This is a genomic window from Bradyrhizobium sp. MI1.10, assembly GCF_055811035.1.
Genome location: NZ_JBVVPN010000004.1, coordinates 1 through 18,390, shown reverse-complemented (window position 1 = coordinate 18,390; position 18,390 = coordinate 1). Strand labels below are relative to the sequence as shown.

The following is an 18,390-nucleotide window of genomic DNA, read 5'->3' as shown; positions in this document are numbered from 1 at the left end:
GCTTGTGCGATGCCCAACGGCGCGAGCGACGATTTGCCTGCCCGCTGGCGGGTCGTTTCCTCACAAATCCGATACTAGTCATGGCCGCTTGGTAACGCTACCATTTTGTTCGCAGCGCCTGTGCCTGAAGCGGCTGGCCGGTTGTCCGACCGCCGGGCCGACGAGCTTTGCCGCTCGATCACCTTGAAGCCAAGATCGAGCACCGGATGTTCCGGGCGCCGTCCGTCGATCGCGTCGATCAGCATGCTGGCGGCCGTGTTGCCCATCTCGTAGCGGTTGGTGCGCACGCTCGTCAGAGTCGGGACCGCGGAGGCCATGAATTCCAGATCGTTGAAGCCGACGATCGCGATCTGTTCGGGGATGGCGATCTCGCGGCGCCTGCATTCGAACAGCACACCCAGCGCGAGGTCGTCATTGGCGCAGAACACCGCATCCATGCCTGGCTCCCGCGCCAGGAGATCGGTGAACAGGGCGCCTCCGAGCGTCACCGAGGTCGGAGTCGCCGTCGTGACGACGAGGCGTTGCTCGAATAGTCCTGCGTCCTTCATGGCCGAGACGTATCCGTCGAGCCGCCGCTGTACCCGCGGATCCATCCGCGCGCCGACGAAGCCGATCTTGCGGTGACCTTGCGCGAACAGATGTGCAACCGCCGCACGGGCTGCGTCATAGTGCGAAAAGCCGATCATCATGTCGACCGGATGGGGCCCGATCTCCATGATTTGCACGATCGGGCAGTCGGCGGCATCGAGCATCGCGCGCGATTCCGTGGTCTGGTCGATGCCGGTGACGATCAGCCCGGCCGGCTTCTGCGCGAGAAACAGGCGCAGCAGCTTCTCCTCCTGGAGAATACTGTAGCGTGTGTTGGACAGCTGGATCGAGTAACGGCTGTTTTCGGAGGCGTCGTAGATGCCGCGCAGCACGTCGGAGAACACGTTATTGGTCAGTGACGGAATCAAGACACCGATCACCTCGGTGCGCTGCGAAGCCAACGCGCGCGCCGCCAGGTTCGGCACATAGCCGAGCTCCCTGGCCGCGCTCTCGACCCGTGTCCGTTTGGCGAGCGACAGCGCCTCGGGATTGCGGAAGAAGCGGGACGCTGTGATCGGGCTTACGCCGGCGAGCTCGGCGACTTCCGCCAGCCGGATTTTGCCTGACTTGGTGCGGTTTCGACCCATTTGCTGCTCTTAACACACTCACTGTCGCAAACAAAGGAACGTTGACAGCGCTACCAGCACGGACTAACCAAAGACAAATTGCCAAAACCGCACAAACTGCCGACAATGTCGCCCGCTAAGGTTGGGCTTCGTTCGGTGAAGTCTGAAAAAACAAGACGGTCGCGGCGCGAGATGCGTCGTGGACTTTCGAGGAGGGAGCTAGATGTCGTCTGTGCAAATCCGCGACGTGCGGAAATCGTTCGGCAATTTTGAAGTCCTGCACGGCGTTTCGATTCCGATCGAGGACGGCCAGTTCGTTGTCCTGGTTGGTCCCTCCGGCTGCGGCAAGTCGACGCTTCTGCGCATGCTCGCCGGTCTCGAGAATATCACCTCAGGCACGATCTCGATCGGCGACCGCGTCGTCAACAATGTCCAGCCGAAGGAGCGGGACATTGCGATGGTGTTCCAGAACTACGCGCTCTATCCGCACATGACGGTCGGCGAGAACATGGGCTTCTCGATGAAGCTGCGGGGCGAGAGCACCGAAGAGATCAACAAGCGCGTCAAGCGCGCCGCCGAGATCCTGGCACTGTCGCCGCTGCTCGAACGCTATCCGCGCCAGCTCTCCGGCGGCCAGCGCCAGCGCGTCGCCATGGGCCGCGCCATCGTGCGCGACCCGCAGGTCTTCCTGTTCGACGAGCCCTTGTCGAACCTCGACGCCAAGCTGCGCGTCGCGATGCGCACCGAGATCAAGGAGCTGCACCAGCGGCTGAAGACCACGACGGTCTACGTCACCCACGATCAGATCGAGGCCATGACCATGGCCGACAAGATCGTCGTCATGCATGACGGCATCGTCGAGCAGATGGGTACGCCGCTCGAGCTCTACGACAAGCCCGAGAACCAGTTCGTCGCCGGCTTTATCGGCTCGCCGTCCATGAACTTCCTGAAGGGGCATGTGCGCGTCAACGGCGTTGCGACCTTCGAGGGGCCGAATGGCGTGAAGCTGCCGCTCAGGAACGCGCCGGCGGCGTCCGACGGGCGTCCTGTCGTTTACGGCGTACGCCCAGAGCATTTCACCATCGCTGACGACGGCGCCGATGCCGAGATCGTCGTGGTCGAGCCGACCGGCTCGGAAACGCAGGTGTTTGCGAAGCTCGGCGGTGAGCAGGTCGTCGCGGTCTTCCGCGAACGTCACCAGTTCAACCCGGGTGACAAGGTCAAGCTGAAGCCCGATCCTTCCGTAATTCATCTGTTCGACGAGGCGACGGGCAAACGCGTGTAGCGACGCCGAAGAACTGCCCAATACAAGACGACCCAATACAAATATAAAATTTAGGGAGAGAACGATGAGCGATTTCGACAGGCGAAGTGTGCTTAAAGTCGGTCTGGGCGGCGCGGCGCTGCTGGCCGGCCCGGGCATCGTCCCGGTGCGCGCGGCGGAGTGGACCAACACGCCCGAGGCGAACGCCTCCATCCGCGTGCTGCGCTGGAAGCAGTTCATTCAGGCCGAGTTCGACAAATTCGCCGAGCAGACCAAGGCGTTTTCCGAGAAGACCGGCGTCAAGGTCAAGCTCGAGGCCGAGAGCTGGGAGGACATCCGCCCGAAAGCCGCGGTCGCCGCCAATGTCGGCGCCGGTCCCGACCTGATCATCGGCACGCTCGATGATCCCCACAAGTTCCCGGAAAAGCTGATCGACATGACTGACGTCGCCGACTATCTCGGCGCGCAATATGGCGGCTGGTATCCGGTTGCTGAACGCTACGGCAAGAAGGGCAACAGCTGGATCGCCATTCCCCAGGGCGCGACCGGCGGCTGCCTCAACTACCGCGTCAGTCACGTGAAGGCCGCCGGCTTCGATGAATTTCCCAAGGACACCGCCGGCTTCCTCAAGCTCTGCCAGGCGCTGAAGAAGAACAACACGCCGGCCGGCTTCGCGCTCGGCCACGCCACGGGTGACGCCAACGGTTGGTGCCAGTGGGCGCTGTGGGCCTTCGGCGGCAAGGTCGTCAACGAGAAGAACGAGGTCGTGATCGACTCGCCGGAGACGATCGCCGCGCTCGAATACGTCAAGCAGCTCTACGAGACCTTCATCCCCGGCGTGCTGTCGTGGAATGACTCGAACAACAACAAGGCGTTCCTCAACGGCGAGCTCAGCCTGACGCTGAACGGCATTTCGATCTGGACCGTCGGAAAGAACTCGACCGATCCGAAGCAGCAGGAGATCGCCAAGGACATGAACCACGCGCCGATGCCGATCGGGCCCGTGGGCGTGTCGACCGAGCAGCAGAACGTACTCGTCTATTACGGCTACAAGCACTCGAAGTATCCGAAGGCGGTCAAGGAATACATCAAGTTCATGATGGACAAGCCGAACTACGACGCCTGGGAGGTCTCCTCCAACGGCTACGTGTCGCCGCCGCTTCCGGCCTACAACGACAACCCGGTGTGGACGTCGGATCCGAAGATCACGCCGTATCGCGACTGCCTGAAGCGCTGCCGCGACAACGGCTATGCCGGCGATCTCGGCTATGCCTCCGCCGCCGTGATGGGCGACTTCGTCGTCGTCGACATGTTCGCCGAGGCGGCGTCGGGCTCCGTGACGCCGAAGGCGGCAGCCGCACGCGCAGCCGAGCGCGCCAAGCGCTACTACCAGGTCTGATCAGCTCCAATCTGCACGGCGTCCGGTTCGCCGGACGCCGCGACTTTTCGTCGAGGGGAATCCGACATGGCAGTTATGGCCGAGTCCACTGTCGCGCAGGCCAAGCGCAGCAGCTTGTGGACCAGAGCATTCGAGAGCCGGCATTTCCTCGGCGCGATGTTCATGGTGCCGGCGATCGCCATCCTCATTCTGTTTCTGGCTTACCCGCTGGCGCTCGGCTTCTGGCTCGGCATGACCGACACCAAGATCGGCGGTGCCGGACGCTACATCGGCTTCCAGAATTTCGTCTCGCTGGCGAAGGACTCGGTGTTCTGGCTGTCGGTGTTCAACACCATCTTCTACACGGTCGCCGCCAGCGCGGTGAAATTCGCCATCGGCCTTTACCTGGCGCTTCTGCTGAACGAGCGGCTGCCGATGAAGTCGATGATCCGGGCAATCGTGCTGTTGCCCTTCGTCGTGCCCACGGTGCTCTCTGCGATCGCGTTCTGGTGGATCTATGACAGCCAGTTCTCGATCATCTCCTGGGTGTTGATCAAGGCCGGCCTGATCACACGCTATATCGATTTCCTTGGCGATCCCTGGAATGCGCGCTGGTCGGTGGTCGCCGCCAATATCTGGCGCGGCGTTCCTTTCGTGGCGATCACGCTGCTGGCGGGACTTCAGACCATCTCGCCCTCGCTCTATGAGGCCGCCAATCTCGACGGCGCCACCAATCTGCAGCGCTTCCGCCACATCACGCTGCCGATGCTGTCGCCGATCATCGCGGTCGTGATGACGTTCTCGGTGCTGATGACCTTCACGGACTTCCAGCTCATCTACACCATCACGCGGGGCGGGCCGATCAACTCCACCCATCTGATGGCGACGCTGTCATTCCAGCGCGCCATCACCGGCGGCAATCTGGGCGAGGGCGCGGCGATCTCGAACGCGATGATTCCGTTCCTGGTCGCGGCGATCCTGCTCAGCTTTTTCGGGCTTCAGCGTTCCCGCTGGCAGCAGGGCGGGAGGGACTGACCATGACCACAGCGGACGACCAAAGCGTCGGAATGGACTATCTGGAAAGTTTTCCGCGGAAGTTTTTTCGCGTCTACCTTCCGCTCGGCCTGATCATCTTCTTCCTGCTATTCCCGTTCTACTGGATGGCGGTCGCGACGTTCAAGCCGGACGCGGAGATGTACGACTATGAAAAGTACAATCCGTTCTGGATTGTGCATCCGACGCTGGAGCACATCAAGAAGCTGTTCTTCGACACCGACTATCCGCTCTGGATGTGGAACACCGTGATCGTCTCGGTGTCCTCGACCTTCATCTCGCTGTTCGCCAGCGTCTGCGCCGCGTACGCGATCGAACGCCTGCGCTACAAAGGCTCGCGCTATGTCGGCCTTGCGATCTTCCTCGGCTATCTCGTGCCGCCCTCGATCCTGTTCATTCCGCTGGCGGCGATCGTGTTTCAGCTCGGGCTGTTCGACGGCAACCTGGCGCTGATCCTGACCTATCCGACCTTCCTGATCCCGTTCTGCACCTGGCTCCTGATGGGTTATTTCCGCACCATTCCCTATGAGCTGGAGGAGTGTGCGCTGATCGACGGGGCGACGCGGCTGCAGATTCTGATGAAGATCACGCTGCCGCTGTCGCTGCCGGGCGTGATCTCGGCGGGCATCTTCGCCTTCACGCTATCCTGGAACGAGTTCATCTACGCGCTGACCTTCATCTCGTCGTCCGAGAACAAGACGATCCCCGTCGGCGCGATCACCGAGCTCGTCAATGGCGACGTCTACCATTGGGGCGCGCTGATGGCGGCGGCCCTGACCGGCTCGGTTCCCGTAGTTATCCTTTATTCCTTCTTCGTGGAGTATTATGTGTCGGCGATGACCGGCGCCGTGAAGGAATGATCGCGGGGCCTGCCTTGAGAGCGCGCCAGGACGAATCGCCGAAATCGGCGCGTTCCGGCCAATAAAAAGGAGTAGGCTCTTGCACATTCTGGTTCTGGGCGCCGCCGGCATGGTCGGCCGCAAATTGTGCGAACGGTTGTTGCGCGACGGCCGGCTTGGCAAGAGCGACATCACCAAGCTGACCATGCATGACGTGGTCGAGCCGAAGGCGCCGGAAAAAGCCGGTTTTGCCATCGAGACGGTGTCGAGCGATTTCGCCATGCCGGGTGCGGCCGAAAAGCTGATCGCCGGCCGTCCGGACGTGATCTTTCATCTCGCCGCGATCGTCTCGGGCGAAGCCGAGCTCGATTTCGACAAGGGCTACCGCATCAATCTCGACGGCACGCGGATGCTGCTCGATGCCGTCAGGCTCGCAGGCGGCAGCTACAAGCCGCTCGTGGTCTTCACGTCCTCGATTGCGGTGTTCGGCGCGCCGTTCCCCGATGCGATCGGCGACGAGTTCTTCCACACGCCGCTTCTGAGCTACGGCACGCAGAAGGCGATTGGCGAACTGCTGCTGGCCGACTATTCCCGCCGCGGCTTCCTCGACGGCATCGGCATCCGCCTGCCGACCATCTGCATTCGGCCCGGCCTGCCCAACAAGGCGGCATCGGGGTTCTTCTCCAATATTCTGCGCGAGCCGCTGGCCGGCAAGGAAGCGGTCCTTCCCGTGTCCGAGGACGTCCGCCATTGGCATGCCACGCCGCGCTCAGCCGTCGGCTTCCTGCTGCATGCCGGCACCATGGACCTCGCCGCGGTGGGGCCGCGCCGTAATTTGACCATGCCGGGCCTGTCGGCGACGGTTGGCGAGCAGATCGCTGCGCTGAAACGCGTCGCCGGCGACAAGGTCGCCGCCCGCATCAAGCGGGAGCCCGATCCCTTCATCGTCGGCATCGTCGGCGGCTGGCCGCGCAACTTCAATGCAAAGCGGTCGCTCGAGCTCGGCTTCACCACCGCCGAAAAGACTTTCGACGACATCATCCGCATTCACATCGAAGACGAGCTCGGCGGCAATTTCGTCGCGTGATCTCTGACTGAGCGGGTAAAGTGATGGCGAGCGTTGCTTGCATCGGCGAATGCATGGTCGAGCTCCGGCAGGCCCAGGGTGGACAATCCGGCGGGCAGGGCGGGGGCCTCTACTCGCGTGGATTCGGCGGCGACACTCTCAACACGGCCGTGTACCTCGCGCGGCTCGAGGTCAAGGTCGACTATTTCACCGCGCTTGGCGACGATGCCCTGAGCGATGAGATGATCGCGGCCTGGACAGCCGAGGGCGTCGGCACGAGGCGCGTCGCGCGGCTGCCGGGCAAGCTGCCCGGCCTCTACATGATCCAGCTGGACGCGAAGGGCGAGCGCCAGTTCTTCCACTGGCGCGACAGTGCGGCGGCGCGCCAGCTGATGAATCTGCCGGAGACGGACGATCTCCTCAACTCCCTGATGAGCTACGACATCGTCTATCTCTCTGCGATCACGCTCTCGATCTACGACGCGGCCGGGCGCGAGCGCCTGTTCGCGGCGATCAAGCGTGCGCGCCTGCTCGGCACCCGCTTCGTGTTCGACACCAATTTCCGCGCGCGGGGATGGCCGGATCGCGATGTCGCGCGCGAGGTGTTTTCGGCTGCTTTCGCGGCTGCCGACATCGTGCTGACCTCGACCGAGGATCTGCTCGCTCTCTATCCCGGCGAGAGCCACGAGCAGTTGATGGCGCGCATCCCGACCCCCGAGCTGGTGTTCCGGCTCGCGGAGCCGGTCAGCCTGCTGCGCTTTCCCGGGGGCCCCTACGAGATCCGCGCCGAGCCCATGACCAAGCCCGTGGTCGACACCACCGCGGCCGGCGACAGCTTTGCGGCGGCCTATATCGCTGCACGGCTCGCCGGTTCCGACCCGGTCGAGGCCGCCCAGGCCGGGCACCGCCTCGCCAGCCTCGTGATCTGCTATTCCGGCGCCATCATTCCGGGTTATGCCATGCCACCGAAGAAACGGCACCGGCCGGCGACCACGCGTCAAGCGACCAAGTGAAACGAAAGCCAAGATGACCACGACTGCCCAACAGAACCACCTCGCCGCGCTGTTCAAGGCCGCGACCGTCATTCCCGTCCTCACCATCGAGCGTATCCAGGATGCTGTGCCGCTGGCGCGTGCGCTGGTCGCCGGCGGCGTCCGCACGCTGGAGGTGACCATGCGTACCCCCGTTGCGATCGAGGCGGCGAGGGCGATGATGGCCGAGGTGCCCGAGGCGATCGTCGGCATCGGCACGATTCTCAATCCGGCCGACTTCACGCGTGTCGAGAAGCTCGGTGTTGCGTTCGGCATCAGCCCCGGCTTGACCCCGGACCTGTTGAAGGCCGCCACCCATAGCTCCTTGCCGTTTGCGCCCGGTATCGCCACGGCGTCCGAGCTGATGATGGCGCTGTCCTACGGCTTCGACATCGCAAAATTTTTCCCGGCCGAGCAGGCTGGCGGCATCAAGGGGCTGCGCTCTCTGGGTGGGCCGTTCCCGAACGTGCGGTTCTGCCCCACTGGCGGGGTCGGCGAGGCCAATGCGGCAACCTGGCTCGCGGAGCCCAATGTGGTCGCTGTCGGCGGTTCCTGGCTGTGCCCGACGGCGGAGATCAGGGCCGGGAACTGGGCCGGCATAACTGCCATCTGCCAGCGCACCCTCCAGGCGCTTAAACCCGCGTGAAGTCTTGCCATCCCTGAGCTAAGACTTAGGTCAGCAAGAGACCGCCAGGGAGAAAGACCATGACCGCCAGCATCGTCGGATGGGCGCATACGCCGTTCGGCAAGTTCGACACCGAGACCGTGGAAAGCCTCGTGGTGAAGGTCGCCAATGAGGCGCTGGCGGATGCCGGCATTTCGGCTGGCGATGTCGACGAGATCGTGCTCGGCCATTTCAACGCCGGCTTCTCGCCCCAGGATTTTACCGCCTCGCTGGTGCTCCAGGCCGACCCGCAGCTGCGTTTCAAGCCGGCGACCCGGGTCGAGAACGCCTGCGCCACCGGCTCCGCCGCCGTCCATCAGGGCGTGCGCGCGATCGCGGCCGGCGCGGCCAGGATTGTCCTCGTTGTCGGCGTCGAACAGATGACGCGCACGCCGGGGCCGGAGATCGGCAAGAATCTGCTCAAGGCGTCCTATCTGCCCGAGGACGGCGACACCGTCGGCGGCTTCGCCGGCGTGTTCGGCAAGATCGCCAGCTCCTATTTCCAGAAATACGGCGACCAGTCCGACGCACTGGCGCTGATCGCGGCCAAGAACCACAAGAACGGTGTCGCCAATCCCTTCGCCCAGATGCGCAAGGACTTTGGCTTCGAGTTCTGCCGCGCCGAGAGCGAGAAGAACCCCTACGTTGCCGGTCCCCTGAAGCGCACCGATTGCTCGCTGGTCTCGGACGGTGCCGCTGCCCTGGTGCTGGCCGACGCGGAAACCGCCAAGGGCATGAGCAAGTCGATCGGCTTCCGCGCCACCGCGCACGCCCAGGATTTCCTGCCGATGTCCAAGCGCGACATCCTCCAGTTCGAGGGCTGCACGGTCGCCTGGCAGCGCGCGCTGGAGAAGGCGGGCGTTACACTGTCGGATCTCTCCTTCGTCGAGACCCATGACTGCTTCACCGTCGCCGAGCTGATCGAGTACGAAGCGATGGGGCTGACGCCGAGGGGGCAGGGCGCCCGCGCCATCAAGGAAGGCTGGACGCTCAAGGACGGTAAGCTCCCGGTCAATCCGTCCGGCGGCCTGAAGGCCAAGGGCCATCCGATCGGCGCCACCGGCGTCTCCATGCACGTGATGACCGCGATGCAGCTCGCCGGCCAAGCGCCCGAGGGCATGCAGCTCAAGAATGCAAAACTCGGCGGCATCTTCAACATGGGCGGTGCGGCGGTTGCCAACTACGTCTCCGTGCTGGAGCCGCTGAAGTAAGCTCCGACCTTGTAGGGTGGGCAAAGGCGCAGCCAGCGCCGTGCCCACCATCTTGTTTGCGCTAGATCATGGTGGGCACGCTTCGCTTTGCCCACCCTACGGCACTGATTGATTCGCGGGACATGCATCATGAGCAATGACTACGAAGATTCGCTGTCGATGGACGCACTCAACGATCGCATCGCGATTCTCGAGGACAATATCCGCCAGCTCATCGAGCAGGCCGCGGCCGCCTCGGGTGAGCAGAACGAGTCGCGGATCGCAGACCGCATCAACCAGCAGAACGAGGAGCTCGACCGTCTCCTCAAGGTTCGCGAATCCCGTCAGAAGAAATAGCCCTTAGCGGCCGGCGCATGCGGCCATACGCCGGCCGCCCTTGCGCATGCGCCGCCGCTGCCGTTAGCTGGACCGAAATCGCAGGGCTCGCTTGAGCCCGCGCAATCGGGAGTGAACGATGGGGCCGCTGAAGGGCATCAAGGTCGTCGACATGACCACCGTGTTGATGGGTCCCTATGCGACCCAGATGCTCGGCGACTATGGCGCAGACGTCATCAAGGTGGAGTCTCTGGACGGTGACGTCACCCGCCTGATCGGTCCGATGCGGCACGCCGGCATGGGCCCGGTGTTCCTCAACACCAACCGCAGCAAACGCTCGATCTGCCTCGACCTGAAGAAGCCCGCCGGCCGCGAGGCCGTGCTGCGCTTGCTGAAAGACGCCGACGTTCTCGTCTACAACGTCCGCCCGCAGGCGATGGCGCGGCTTCAACTGGGCTATGACGTTGTTTCCAAGATCAATCCGCGTCTGGTCTATGCCGGCGTGTTCGGCTTCGGCCAGGACGGGCCGTATGCTGCAAAACCCGCCTATGACGACCTGATCCAGGGCGCCACCGCGCTGCCGGCCTTGATGGCGCAGACGGGCGACGGCGTGCCGCGCTATGTGCCGAACGCACTGGTCGATCGCATCGTCGGCCTCACCGCCGTGGGCGCGATCTGCGCCAGCCTCGTGCATCGCGACCGCACCGGACGCGGCCAGCGCGTCGACATCCCGATGTTCGAGACCATGGCCGGCTTCGTCATGGGCGACCACATGGGCGGGCTCACCTACGAGCCCCCGCTCGACAAGGGCGGTTACGCCCGCCACCTCTCGCGCGATCGCCGGCCCTACAAGACCTCGGACGGTTATCTCAGCGTCATCGTCTACAACGACAAGCAGTGGGAGAACTTCTTCAAGGCGACGGGACGCGACGACCTGCGGGCCGACGCGATGTTCGCGACATTCGCCGGCCGCGCCGCCAATATCGACGTCGTCTATGCCGAGCTCGCGCGCATCTTCGAGACGCGCAGCACCGAGGAATGGATCGACCTGCTGACCAAGGCCGATGTGCCCGTGATGCCGATGCACGACCTCGCGTCGATGCTGCATGATGAGCATCTGGAGGCGACCAACTTTTTCCCGGTGGTGAACCATCCAACAGAAGGGCCGATCCGGAGCATGAGGGTGACGGCGACCTGGTCCGAGACCGGGGCCGAACCGGTGCGGCTCGCGCCGCAGCTCAACGAGCACGGCGCGGAAATCCTGCGTGAGATCGGCTATTCCGCCGACGAGATCGACGCCATGGTCCGCGATGGCGTCACCCGTTCGCCGCCCCGGAATGACGATGCACTGGTGCGCCCATGAGCTTTATCAGGCGTCGGCCTCACGCCTTTCGGCAAGCACGAAGGCTCGTCCTCGCTGGACCTGATGAGCAAGGCCGCGCAGGCCGCGCTCGACGATGCCGGGCTCGAGCGCGCCGAGATCGACGGCATCCTCTGCGGCTACTCCACCGTTTCGCCGCACATCATGCTGGCGACCGTCTTTGCCGAGCATTTTGGCATCCGCCCCAGTTACGCCCATGCCGTCCAGGTCGGCGGCGCGACCGGGCTCGCGATGACCATGCTCGCCCATCATCTCGTCGAAGCAGGCGTCGCCCGCAATGTGCTCGTCGTCGCAGGCGAGAACCGTCTCACCGGACAGAGCCGCGATGCCTCGATCCAGGCGCTGGCGCAGGTCGGCCATCCCGATTACGAAGTGCCGCTCGGACCGACGATTCCCGCCTATTACGGCCTGGTCGCGAACAGGTACATGCACGAATACGGCGTGACGGAAGAAGACCTTGCCGAATTCGCGGTGCTGATGCGCACCCACGCCTGCACTCATCCCGGTGCGCAATTCCAAGATCGCATCGAGGTCGCCGACGTCATGGCCTCGAAGCCGGTGGCGATGCCGCTGAAGCTGCTCGATTGCTGCCCGGTGTCCGACGGCGGCGCAGCCTTCGTCGTTAGCCGCGAGCGGACCGGAGAGGCCGGCGTGCGCATTCGCGGCTGTGCCCAGGCCCATACCCATCAGCACGTCACTGCAGCGCCCGCCCTGAGCGAGCTCGGCGCGGAGATCTCCGTCGGCCGCGCCAAGGAGGCGACCGGCCTTGCGATCTCCGACGTGCGCTACGCCGCGATCTATGACAGCTTTACGATCACGCTCGCGATGCTGCTGGAAGACCTTGGCCTTGCTGGCCGGGGCGAGGCAGCCGCGCGCGTGCGCGCAGGCCATTTCAGCCGCGACGGCGCGATGCCGCTGAACACCCATGGCGGCCTGCTCAGCTACGGTCATTGCGGCGTCGGTGGCGCGATGGCGCATCTTGTCGAAACGCATCTGCAGATGACGGGGCGGGCGACGAATCGTCAAGTGCGTGACGCCTCGATCGCGCTCCTGCACGGCGACGGCGGCGTGCTGTCGTCTCACGTCAGCATGTTCCTGGAGCGGGTGCGATGAGCGAGCGAATCGCGGATTGGACCCAAGGTGTGCAAGTCATCACCTTTCAGACCTGCACCTCCTGCAGCCATGTGCAGTATTTCCATCGCGCCTTCTGCGCCGCCTGCGGTGCGCCCGATCCGCGCGAGCAGCGTGCCAGCGGCAAGGGCAGGGTCTACGCGACGTCGCTGGTCTGCCGCGCCGCGACGCCTGAGACGCGGTCGCACGTGCCCTTCAACATCCTGCTGGTCGATTGCGCCGAGGGTTTTCGCATGATGGCGCATGGTGAGAATGATCTCGCCATCGGCGATGAGGTCAGTGCGAGCTTCAAACCGTTCGCTGGCAGGCTGGTGCCGTTCTTCGCCAAAGATGGATAGTGAAATTTGGATGCTCGAATGTAGCCCGGATGGAGCGCAGCGAAATCCGGAATTTTCACCTCACCGATAGACTTTCCCGATTGCGCTTCGCTCCATCCGGGCTACTGCAAAGCCAGCGGTGGGATTCGTCATTCGGGGGCGGTCCTGAGAGACCGAGCCTGGAACGGGAATTCTGGGCCTGGCCTGTGCGAGGGCCACCCCGGAATGACGAAAGCTCTCACCCGACTCTTAACTAGCGCCCGTAGAACAGGATGCTGGCGATGACGAGCATCGCCATCACCGCCAGCATATGCGCGAGCGCCTCCGAGGCCGCCCCCTTGGTGGCTTCCTTCATGCCATTTTCTCCCTAGACTTGGGCGTGACTCATCGATGCGCGGTTAGCGCCCAACGGCCAATTGTTTTTACTCGGAACACCCCTTGCGAGTATCCGCCGCGATCAAGTCCCCACGCGGCGAATATCGACTGTACCAAGGTCGTTCAGCAATGCGGCGGCATTTTGACTCGATGTTGTTGCTCCTGCGGACGCGCAAGAATACAGTTTCGTGGAACTTTCGCCGCTAACGACAAAAAGCATTAAAGGCTTAGGGAAAAACTTCAGGAAAATCATGGCCCGCATCAACTACAGCGACCCGTCCAAGGCATCCGACCGCACCCGCGAGATCCTCGACAAGAACCGCAACGCCAACATCTTCCGGATGATGTCGCATTCGCCGAGCTATTTCGAGCAGTACTGCCGGCTCGGCGGCGCCATCCGTCACAAGGGCGAGCTCGATCCGATCGTGCGCGAACTCGCGATCACCCGCACCGGAATTTTGTGCGAGGCGCCGTACGAGATCGTCGCGCACAAGCGCATCGGCAAGAATGTCGGCGTCACCGACGAGCAGAACGAAGCGCTCGAGAACTGGCAGGACGCCAAGTGCTTCGACGAGGTGCAGCGTGCCGCGCTCGCCTTCACCGACGAGATCGTGAAATTGAACAAGCCGACCGCGGCGATCTTCAACGCGATCGCATCGAAGCTGACACCCGCCGCACTCGTCGAGTTGCAGCTTTCGGTCGGCTTCTACATCATGACGTCAAAGTTTTTGGAGACGTTTGAGATCGATCTTCAGCCGGTCACGGAAGTGGTTGGCTGATCCAAAGCCGCGGCGAGGGATGCCGATGACGATCGATGAATATGCGGCCTGGGCCGCCACCGTTGCAAAAGTCGATGAGCATCCGTCCAACGAACGGCTGTCCTATCTGGGCCTCGGTCTCGCCGGCGAATCCGGCGAGGTCGCCGAGCACATCAAGAAGCTGCTGCGCGATGACTGGCTCGACCAGGCAGGCCTCGTCGAAGAGCTCGGCGATGTCATCTATTACTGGGCCTGCCTATGCGCAGCGACCGGCCAGCAGCCGTCCGAATTGCTCAAGGCGAGTGCGGCCAAGATCAATCGGCGGATCAGTGAGGCGGCGGGCCGCTAGGCCGCTCAGGTCGAGGTCAAGATATCCACCCTGGCGTTGGCGACGATCAGACGGTCGGCGAGAAGCTGCGCAAGATTGCGCATGATGCGTTCGCTGGCGTGCGGGTGCTGCTTGCGGAAGCGCTCGAACGCTTTCAGGGGCGCTTCGAACGCGGTCGCCGCCATGTCCACGAACACGTCGGCGGAGCGAGTGGTCTCGATCAGGGCCATTTCGCCGAAGGCCATGCCGGCGGTGAGCGTCGCCAGCCGCACGCCGTCGGGCAGCGTGACATGCACGGCGCCGCTGCGCAGGAAGAACAGAGCATCGGCGGGATCGCCCGTGGTGAGGATCTTTGTCCCGGATTGATAGGTCCGGATCGTGCAGATCGAGGCGAGGTCGGTCAGCTCTTCCTCGCTCATGCCGGCCAGCAGCGGCTGTTCGGCAAGCTCGGTGGTCTCGTGGAAATCGATCGAGCCTCCGTACCGATAGATGATCTGGTCTTCGGCCCATTCGATCGCGGTGTCGAGCAAATAGAAGTCGCGGACGTTCTTGAGCTCGGCGGTCCATTCCCGCAGGCTGTCCCATTCCTTGGAGGCGCGCCTGACGCCGGACAGTACGACGGTCACATTCAGCGCCGCCAGCTCCTCGAACGCTTCGGCCACCAGCCGCGCCCCGGCGCGCGTGGTGGAGGTGACGCGGTGGAGATCGAAGATCACGAATTGCGGCCGCGGCCGGCCCGCAAGGCGGCGCGAGACATAGTCGACCGCCGACAGCGACAGTGTGCCGACCAGCTCGATGATCCGCACCTCCTGCTCATGCGCCGCGAGAATATCGCGCTCCTGTGGGCGGCGCACGCGCCGCGACGGGCTCTTGCCGATGTCGTAATCGGCGATGACGGCATTGCGCGCATCGTCACTGCGGTTGAGCATGTGCAAATCGTAGTGCGAGGACAGCGCCTCGCAGACCTTGATGCCGCGCACGCTGTTGCCATGCTTGTCGAGCCTTGGCGAATAGCTGCCGAGCCCGAGGCGCGCGGGGAGGGCTGCGAGAATTCCGCCGCCGACGCCGCTCTTGGCGGGGATGCCGATCCGGTAGATCCATTCGCCGGCATAGTCGTACATGCCCGACGACGTCATCACCGACAGCGTGCGCGAGATTGCGTAAGGCGTCAGCACCTGCTCGCCTGTGACCGGGTTGACGCCGCGGTTGGCGAGCGTTGCCGCCATCACCGCGATGTCGCGCGCGGTGACCAGCACCGCGCATTGCCGGAAATAGACGTCGAGCACGGCAGCGACATTGTCCGAGATCACCGCGTTGGTCTTGAGAAGATAGCCGATGGCGCGGTTGCGGTCGCCGGTCTGGCTTTCGGAAGCGTAGACGGCCTCGTCGACGGCGAGGTCGCGGCCGGCAAAACGACTGAGCGCGAGGCGAATTTGCTCGAAGGCGTCCGTACCCTTGCTGTCGTGGATCAGCCCCGTGCAGGCGATCGCGCCGGCATTGACCATCGGGTTGAACGGATGGTTCTCCGAGTTGAGCCGGATCGAGTTGAAGGGATCGCCTGAAGGCTCGACGCCGATCGCGCTCTCGACCCTGTTTGCGCCGAGCAGGTCCAGCGCGAGTGCGAACACGAACGGCTTTGACATCGACTGGATGGTGAAGGGCGCCCTGGAGTCGCCGACCTCGTAGACATGACCGTCCAGGGTCGCGAGGCTGATGCCGAAACAGGCAGGATCGGCCTTGCCGAGCTCGGGAATGTAGTCGGCGACCGCGCCCGAGGTCTCCGCCGAGAATTCGCTGAGGCAATTGTCCAGAAACCGCAGCAAAGGCGGCTTGGAGCGGGTCCAGGCGGTGGCGAGAGGCGAAAGCTGTTTCATCGCCTCTCTTTGTGCAACGCAATCAGGGCACGCGCAACCCGTCCGGCACCATGGTCTGCCGCCGGACCAGCAGCAGGGCGAGCAAAACCGTGGGGACGAGGATGGCGAGGCCGAGCAGCGTCACCTGCATCTGCGACAGCGGCATGATGCCGCCGCCGGGGGTGGCCACCACGAACCCGCCGATCACCAGCAGTACGCGGATCGGCCATTCCAGCGCACCGGCGCCGCGGAGATCGCCAACGAAGGGCTGGTAGCCCTGAATGCCGCCGCAGATGAACAGCGTGCCGAACGCCGCGAGCGCCATCAGCCCGAGACCGGCGAGATAGGGGCTCGGCCCCTGCAGCACCAGCGCGGGATTGAGCACGAAGAAGAACGGGATGAAATAGATGATGCTGCCGACCCACATCGATTCCCAGCCCGTCTTCATCGCCGGCGAACCGGCAATGCCTGCGGCCGCGAACGAGGCGATCGCGACCGGCGGGGTGATCGACGACAGCATGCCCCAGTAGAAGATGAACATGTGCACGGCCATCTTGTTCAGCCCGAGTTTCTCCAGCGCCGGTGCGACCAGGATGGCGAGGAAGATGTAGCAGGCCGTCGTGGTCAACCCGAGGCCGAGGATCAGGCTGGTGAGGGCGCACATGCCGAGCAGCAGGAACGGATTGTCACCGGCAATGCGCAGCAGGTCGTTGGCAAGGCTCGACACCACGCCTGTCATCGAGAAGGCGCCGATCAGCAGGCCGCAGCCGGCGAGGATGCCGACAAGCTCGACGAAGGTGCGGCCGTTGACCTCGAGGAATTTGCCGATGGTCGCGACAGTCCAGCGCGTGTCCTTCGAGAACAGCTGGTTGAGGACCAGAAGCAGGGCGGTAGCGTAGAACGGCGCATGGCTCTCGCGCTTGAAGTAGAGCAGCATCACGATCAGCAGCGCGATCACGAAGACGTAGTACCAGCCGTCCTTGATTGTATCCATGACCCGCGGCAGCTCCGCGCGCGGAATGCCCTTCAGCCCGTGTCGTGCGGCGTAGGAATCGACCTGCATGAACAAGCCGACGTAATAGAGCGCGGCGGGAATGATGGCCGCAATCGCGACGTCGGCGTAGCTGACATTGAGGAACTGCGCGATCACGAACGCGGTCGCACCCATCACCGGCGGAGCCAGCACCGCGCCGGTCGAGGCACACGCCTCGATCGCGCCGGCGTAGGAGGCGCGGAAGCCGCTCTTCTTCATCACCGGAATGGTCATGGTGCCGGCGGTGAGCACGTTGGAGATGATCGAGCCCGACATCATGCCGAGCAGGCCGCTGGCGAAGATGCAGACCTTCGCCGCGCCGCCGCGGAAGGTGCCGCACAGCGCGAAGGCGAGATTGATGAAGAACTTTCCGGCGCCGGTCATCATCAGCGCCGTGCCGAATACCAGGAAGCCGATCACGGTGTCGGCAAACGCCTGGATGGGAATGCCGAGCAGGCTCTCGCCCGACAGCACGTGATAGGCGGTCGCCTGCTCCAGCGTCGATTGTGTGCCGCGGAACGGCCCGAGCCAGCTGGATTCCGCGAACAGCGGATAGACGGTGAAGGGGAGCACGCTCAGTAGCAGGCTCCAGCCCCCGGTCCGCCGCAGCGCCTCCATCAGCATCACCCACATCACGAGACCCGCCGCGGTCACGCTGTTCGGCGCGCCGCCGAATTCCCAGCCGGCCTCCGCGGCTTTGCGGACGTTCAACATCAGCAGCAGCGCCGCGGCAAAAGTTACGACGAAGCAGAGAAGGTCGTACCAGGGAATGCGGTCGAGCGGCGCGCGCGGGGTTCCCGGGAAGATCAGGAACGTGAACGGCAGCATCAGGGCGATCAGGAGATAGAAATACTCCGTGTTGAGCTGGGTGTAGCCGACGAAGAAGCGCAGCGAGAATTGCTGGTTGATGCAGAGCAGGATGGTCGCGGCGGTCGCGACGACGAGCGTCCAGCGCCACGCGCCGCGCAAGCTTCGCACGCGCGTGACCTCCGCTTCCTGCATGTTGGCGGCGGCGCCATGCGGGTCCTCGAACACGATCCGCTTGCCCTCGTCCTGCGGAGCGGTGGACTCTGAAGCAGACATGATCGACCCCGCGCGTGGGTTGCTAAGTGCTGACGAATGCGAATGGGTTGAAGCGGTCGGGCCGTGGGCTCCTCAACCTCTCCCGCTTGCGAGGGCTTTGCTTAATTGGCCGAGCGGGAGTGAGGCTCGATATGGGGTATTTTTTTGTGCGGCCTC

General features: G+C 63.9%; 16 protein-coding genes and 1 pseudogene. 14 read left to right on the top strand and 3 right to left on the bottom strand.

Going from position 1 to position 18,390, the window contains the following annotated elements; all coding sequences use genetic code 11:
• Nucleotides 1–74: 74 nt before the first annotated feature.
• On the bottom strand, nucleotides 75–1,175 hold the full coding sequence (gene gntR / locus AC0L3K_RS06010; protein ID WP_007592329.1) for an HTH-type transcriptional regulator GntR: 1,101 nt from the start codon (nucleotides 1,173–1,175) through the stop codon (nucleotides 75–77).
• A 202-nt stretch (nucleotides 1,176–1,377) separates the two neighbouring features.
• Between gntR and AC0L3K_RS06005 the strand changes: the two genes are divergently transcribed.
• The 14 genes and pseudogenes from AC0L3K_RS06005 (at nucleotide 1,378) to AC0L3K_RS05940 (ending at nucleotide 14,286) form a co-directional block, all read left to right on the top strand.
• The gene (locus tag AC0L3K_RS06005) at nucleotides 1,378–2,439 is read left to right on the top strand and encodes an ABC transporter ATP-binding protein (protein WP_007592328.1); all 1,062 of its coding nucleotides are present in this window, start codon (nucleotides 1,378–1,380) and stop codon (nucleotides 2,437–2,439) included.
• Nucleotides 2,440–2,503: 64 nt separating this feature from the next.
• Entirely contained in the window at nucleotides 2,504–3,817 is a 1,314-nt protein-coding gene (locus tag AC0L3K_RS06000) for an ABC transporter substrate-binding protein (RefSeq protein WP_007592326.1), read from the top strand.
• A gap of 66 nt (nucleotides 3,818–3,883) precedes the next feature.
• Nucleotides 3,884–4,831 (top strand): carbohydrate ABC transporter permease, encoded by a 948-nt coding sequence (locus AC0L3K_RS05995; protein WP_007592324.1) that lies wholly within the window; start codon nucleotides 3,884–3,886, stop codon nucleotides 4,829–4,831.
• Between the two features lie 2 nt (nucleotides 4,832–4,833).
• Nucleotides 4,834–5,709, top strand: coding sequence for a carbohydrate ABC transporter permease (locus AC0L3K_RS05990; protein ID WP_007592322.1), 876 nt, complete (start codon nucleotides 4,834–4,836; stop codon nucleotides 5,707–5,709).
• Between the two features lie 79 nt (nucleotides 5,710–5,788).
• Nucleotides 5,789–6,775 carry a D-erythronate dehydrogenase gene (gene denD / locus AC0L3K_RS05985; RefSeq protein WP_473365597.1) on the top strand — a complete coding sequence of 329 codons (987 nt, stop codon included), beginning with the start codon at nucleotides 5,789–5,791 and terminating at the stop codon, nucleotides 6,773–6,775.
• A 23-nt stretch (nucleotides 6,776–6,798) separates the two neighbouring features.
• Nucleotides 6,799–7,767, top strand: a complete 969-nt coding sequence (locus AC0L3K_RS05980; protein ID WP_007592318.1) for a sugar kinase — start codon at nucleotides 6,799–6,801, stop codon at nucleotides 7,765–7,767.
• A 13-nt stretch (nucleotides 7,768–7,780) separates the two neighbouring features.
• Nucleotides 7,781–8,431 carry a bifunctional 4-hydroxy-2-oxoglutarate aldolase/2-dehydro-3-deoxy-phosphogluconate aldolase gene (eda, locus tag AC0L3K_RS05975; RefSeq protein WP_007592316.1) on the top strand — a complete coding sequence of 217 codons (651 nt, stop codon included), beginning with the start codon at nucleotides 7,781–7,783 and terminating at the stop codon, nucleotides 8,429–8,431.
• A 59-nt stretch (nucleotides 8,432–8,490) separates the two neighbouring features.
• A complete protein-coding gene (locus AC0L3K_RS05970; protein WP_007592314.1) occupies nucleotides 8,491–9,660 on the top strand; it encodes an acetyl-CoA acetyltransferase in 1,170 nt (389 codons plus the stop codon).
• A gap of 129 nt (nucleotides 9,661–9,789) precedes the next feature.
• Nucleotides 9,790–9,996, top strand: coding sequence for a hypothetical protein (locus tag AC0L3K_RS05965; RefSeq protein ID WP_007592312.1), 207 nt, complete (start codon nucleotides 9,790–9,792; stop codon nucleotides 9,994–9,996).
• 118 nt (nucleotides 9,997–10,114) lie between these two features.
• Entirely contained in the window at nucleotides 10,115–11,338 is a 1,224-nt protein-coding gene (locus AC0L3K_RS05960; protein ID WP_007592310.1) for a CaiB/BaiF CoA transferase family protein, read from the top strand.
• A 3-nt stretch (nucleotides 11,339–11,341) separates the two neighbouring features.
• Nucleotides 11,342–12,469, top strand: a pseudogene (locus AC0L3K_RS05955) (thiolase family protein); the annotation flags it as partial.
• Nucleotides 12,466–12,825, top strand: coding sequence for a Zn-ribbon domain-containing OB-fold protein (locus AC0L3K_RS05950; RefSeq protein WP_007592309.1), 360 nt, complete (start codon nucleotides 12,466–12,468; stop codon nucleotides 12,823–12,825). The pseudogene AC0L3K_RS05955 and the gene AC0L3K_RS05950, both read left to right, overlap by 4 nt.
• A gap of 605 nt (nucleotides 12,826–13,430) precedes the next feature.
• A complete protein-coding gene (locus AC0L3K_RS05945) occupies nucleotides 13,431–13,958 on the top strand; it encodes a carboxymuconolactone decarboxylase family protein (RefSeq protein ID WP_007592305.1) in 528 nt (175 codons plus the stop codon).
• A gap of 25 nt (nucleotides 13,959–13,983) precedes the next feature.
• Complete coding sequence (locus AC0L3K_RS05940) at nucleotides 13,984–14,286, top strand: nucleoside triphosphate pyrophosphohydrolase family protein (RefSeq protein WP_007592303.1); 303 nt, start codon at nucleotides 13,984–13,986, stop codon at nucleotides 14,284–14,286.
• Between the two features lie 5 nt (nucleotides 14,287–14,291).
• Here the strand turns inward: AC0L3K_RS05940 and glsA are convergent, their stop codons facing one another.
• A complete protein-coding gene (gene glsA / locus AC0L3K_RS05935) occupies nucleotides 14,292–16,139 on the bottom strand; it encodes a glutaminase A (RefSeq protein WP_354127905.1) in 1,848 nt (615 codons plus the stop codon).
• Nucleotides 16,140–16,161: 22 nt separating this feature from the next.
• Entirely contained in the window at nucleotides 16,162–18,234 is a 2,073-nt protein-coding gene (locus tag AC0L3K_RS05930; RefSeq protein WP_473365596.1) for a TRAP transporter permease, read from the bottom strand.
• Between the last annotated feature and the right edge of the window lie 156 nt (nucleotides 18,235–18,390).

Bases quoted from the DNA above. Each gene is read 5' to 3' on its own strand.
- gntR (WP_007592329.1), bottom strand. From the start codon at position 1,175: ATGGGTCGAAACCGCACCAAGTCAGGCAAAATCCGGCTGGCGGAAGTC.
- AC0L3K_RS06005 (WP_007592328.1), top strand. From the start codon at position 1,378: ATGTCGTCTGTGCAAATCCGCGACGTGCGGAAATCGTTCGGCAATTTT.
- AC0L3K_RS06000 (WP_007592326.1), top strand. From the start codon at position 2,504: ATGAGCGATTTCGACAGGCGAAGTGTGCTTAAAGTCGGTCTGGGCGGC.
- AC0L3K_RS05995 (WP_007592324.1), top strand. From the start codon at position 3,884: ATGGCAGTTATGGCCGAGTCCACTGTCGCGCAGGCCAAGCGCAGCAGC.
- AC0L3K_RS05990 (WP_007592322.1), top strand. From the start codon at position 4,834: ATGACCACAGCGGACGACCAAAGCGTCGGAATGGACTATCTGGAAAGT.
- AC0L3K_RS05980 (WP_007592318.1), top strand. From the start codon at position 6,799: ATGGCGAGCGTTGCTTGCATCGGCGAATGCATGGTCGAGCTCCGGCAG.
- eda (WP_007592316.1), top strand. From the start codon at position 7,781: ATGACCACGACTGCCCAACAGAACCACCTCGCCGCGCTGTTCAAGGCC.
- AC0L3K_RS05970 (WP_007592314.1), top strand. From the start codon at position 8,491: ATGACCGCCAGCATCGTCGGATGGGCGCATACGCCGTTCGGCAAGTTC.
- AC0L3K_RS05965 (WP_007592312.1), top strand. From the start codon at position 9,790: ATGAGCAATGACTACGAAGATTCGCTGTCGATGGACGCACTCAACGAT.
- AC0L3K_RS05960 (WP_007592310.1), top strand. From the start codon at position 10,115: ATGGGGCCGCTGAAGGGCATCAAGGTCGTCGACATGACCACCGTGTTG.
- AC0L3K_RS05950 (WP_007592309.1), top strand. From the start codon at position 12,466: ATGAGCGAGCGAATCGCGGATTGGACCCAAGGTGTGCAAGTCATCACC.
- AC0L3K_RS05945 (WP_007592305.1), top strand. From the start codon at position 13,431: ATGGCCCGCATCAACTACAGCGACCCGTCCAAGGCATCCGACCGCACC.
- AC0L3K_RS05940 (WP_007592303.1), top strand. From the start codon at position 13,984: ATGACGATCGATGAATATGCGGCCTGGGCCGCCACCGTTGCAAAAGTC.
- glsA (WP_354127905.1), bottom strand. From the start codon at position 16,139: ATGAAACAGCTTTCGCCTCTCGCCACCGCCTGGACCCGCTCCAAGCCG.
- AC0L3K_RS05930 (WP_473365596.1), bottom strand. From the start codon at position 18,234: ATGTCTGCTTCAGAGTCCACCGCTCCGCAGGACGAGGGCAAGCGGATC.